Source organism: uncultured Cardiobacterium sp. (genome assembly GCF_938028825.1).
Lineage (GTDB): Bacteria > Pseudomonadota > Gammaproteobacteria > Cardiobacteriales > Cardiobacteriaceae > Cardiobacterium.
Genome location: NZ_CALIZP010000078.1, coordinates 1 through 2,523 on the forward strand (window position 1 = coordinate 1; position 2,523 = coordinate 2,523).

The window sequence follows — 2,523 nt, forward strand, 5'->3', positions numbered from 1 at the left end:
GCCCTCAATCTTGCCCCCCGCATCCGCGCGCACACTGAGCTGGCCGCCGGTGAGCGGGGTAGCGGTGATGTGCAGCGAGGCCGGGCGCACTGGTGCCGAGGGGATACGCCACACCGCCTCGTCCACCGGGTTGCCCTTGACCGTCCCCGCCAGCGCCAGCAGGCGCACCGCGCTGCCTTCGGCCAGTTCAACCACGGCAATGCCGGTCTCGTAGTTGATGCTGCCCGCTTTGCTGGCGGCACCGGTGGCGGGATTGAGGCGGTAGTAGAGTTCACCGCGCCGGTCAAAATAGGTCTCGCTGCCGCTGGTGAAGCAGACGCTGCCGGGGACAACGCGCTCGTGCAAGGTGGGCAGCAGATCCACACGCAAGACGCCGCTGGTCGCCTGTTTCGTGCGCGCGTCCTCACTTTGCTGGCCGCGATAGCGCACCGTCACCACAAAGCTGTCGTCAATCGGCGCGCTAGCCAGCGCACTGATGTATTCGTAACCGGCAAAGACAAGACGGTACAGCGGCTTGACGGTTTGCTGGTTGCCCTGGGTGCTGACGATGCGCTCGCCCATCGGCTGCTTGCGGTAGATGGGTTTCGGGATGCGGGTCACGTAGTCCGGCTTGAATTTGACCGCCCCCGTGGCGTAGTCGATGCTGCCGAAGTTCGTGCCGTTGCCATCAACCAGGCCGCCGCTGCCGTTGTCGCGCACGGTGACGTAGGGGTCCACCTGCCGCGTGTAGGCCTCGCCCTCCTGCACCTTGTGGTCGTAGTCTTCGATCAACACGTTAAAGGTCATCTCGAAGCTGCGCGGCTTGATTTGCCGCTGTGCGAGGTTGAGGGTGACGTTGCCGTCATGCCCCCGCGCCGGGGCCTTAAACTCCTGTGTCTGCGGTTCGCCCACCGAGTAATCCACTTTCACGTCAAGGTGCTGCTCGCCGCCGGGATAGTGGCTGAGGGTAATGTCGCCGCTGCGGTAGTCCACCGTCCCTGTCCACGCCCCCGTGATGTTGCCCATGCCGTCATCCTGCGCGGCTTTGGCGCCATTGTCCGTCCAGCTTAATTTGACACTGCCGGGCGCGACACCCGCCTCCATTTGCAGCAGCATGGTGACAGCGGGGGTGCTGTCGCTGCGGTTCTTGGCGGTGGCCGGACTGCCCCAGGCGTAGAGGATTTCGGAGCCGACATCGGGCAGCTCGCCGCAGGTGATGGTGACGGTGCCGCTGCGGTAATCGACTGCGCCGCTGCCGTGTGCGGCGCTGATACCGCGCAGGGCGCCGGTGCCGTTGTCGCGCAGATCGTACCAGCGGCCCTGCGCACGGTAGGAGACTTGCAGGCTGCCCGGCGCCGGGGCGGGGTTGATGGTCATGACGTAGTTGTAGGAGCGTGTCCCCGTCGATACGGCTATCGCTGCCGTATCCGCCACTTGCAGATACTCGGCAGCGGGGCGGCTGTACAGCGTCCAGCCGCTGCCGAGGTTTTCGTTAATCGTGACGCGCCCGGCGGCGTAATCGACGGTGCCGATGTCGTTGCCGGCACTGCTGATGACGCCGCCGCTGTCGCGCGCATCAACACCGCCAACGACCAGGCGCAGGCTGCCGGGGAGGATGGCGCGCCGCGTATAGACCACTGCCCCCTTGTTGAGCGACAGGTTGCCGTTAATGCGGTCTTCCTCGCGCGCAGCGTCAAAGAGAATTTGCTTCTCGCCGGCGGCGGTAAGATCCACCAGCGACGTTTCGATTTGCGAAGTGGGGACGAGCTTTTCCATCAGCGAGGAGACGCGCAAGCTCTGCGCCTGAGCCTTGATGGCGGCGGCCAGCGGCTTGACCCCGTAATACTGCGCCCCGTCAGCAACGTGGGTCTCACGGATTTTGCAGGGGTTGTCGATGTAGTTGCGCTGCGGGGCCTCGGCACCGACAAAATCATGGGTGAGGGCGGTCGAGGTCTCCATCTTGACGACCGTGCGCACAAAATCAATGCCGTCGTGCGTGGTAAAGGTACGGTCTTCACTGCTGACGCGGATGACCTGCACATACTGCTCAATGGCGGGATAGCCCGCCTTGTCCTGACGCAGACAGTACACGTCACCAATCAGCGGCAGCGGCTCGCCGGGGCGCTGATAGGCCTGGACGATGCGCGAGCCCTGCGATTGCGTCGAGAGCAGGGTCATGCGCGATTCAATTGTCGCCACCGAGTAGGCGGCAATACGTTTGATGATGTCCTTGCGCACCTCGCCGTAGCGCACGCCGCGATAGAGCAGGTAGCTGACGTTCTCCGCTTTCGGCGGGCGCGAGATAATCATGTGCGCACCGCCGAGCGGGATGTTATCGGCAACGCGCACCGCGCCATGTACCGAGCGCGCGTTGAAGGCGCCGATGGTGCGGGCCACATCGCTGATGGGCGTAAAGAGTTCGTTCTCGCGTCCGGTGAGCGCGTCCTTGACCATCAGCCCGCCACCGTCGTCGGCATCGGTGAGGCGTTCGGTCGGGTAGATTTGCAGGTTTTGTTTGGTGAGGGCGGTGTGTTTTTGTGGCAT

The 2,523-nt window shown here is 64.2% G+C and carries 1 protein-coding gene; it reads right to left on the bottom strand.

Features of this window, described 5'->3' with window-relative positions:
- Positions 1 to 2,523, bottom strand: a 2,523-nt coding sequence (locus tag Q0562_RS11730) for a hypothetical protein (RefSeq protein ID WP_298644586.1), incomplete at both ends; no start/stop codon positions are given.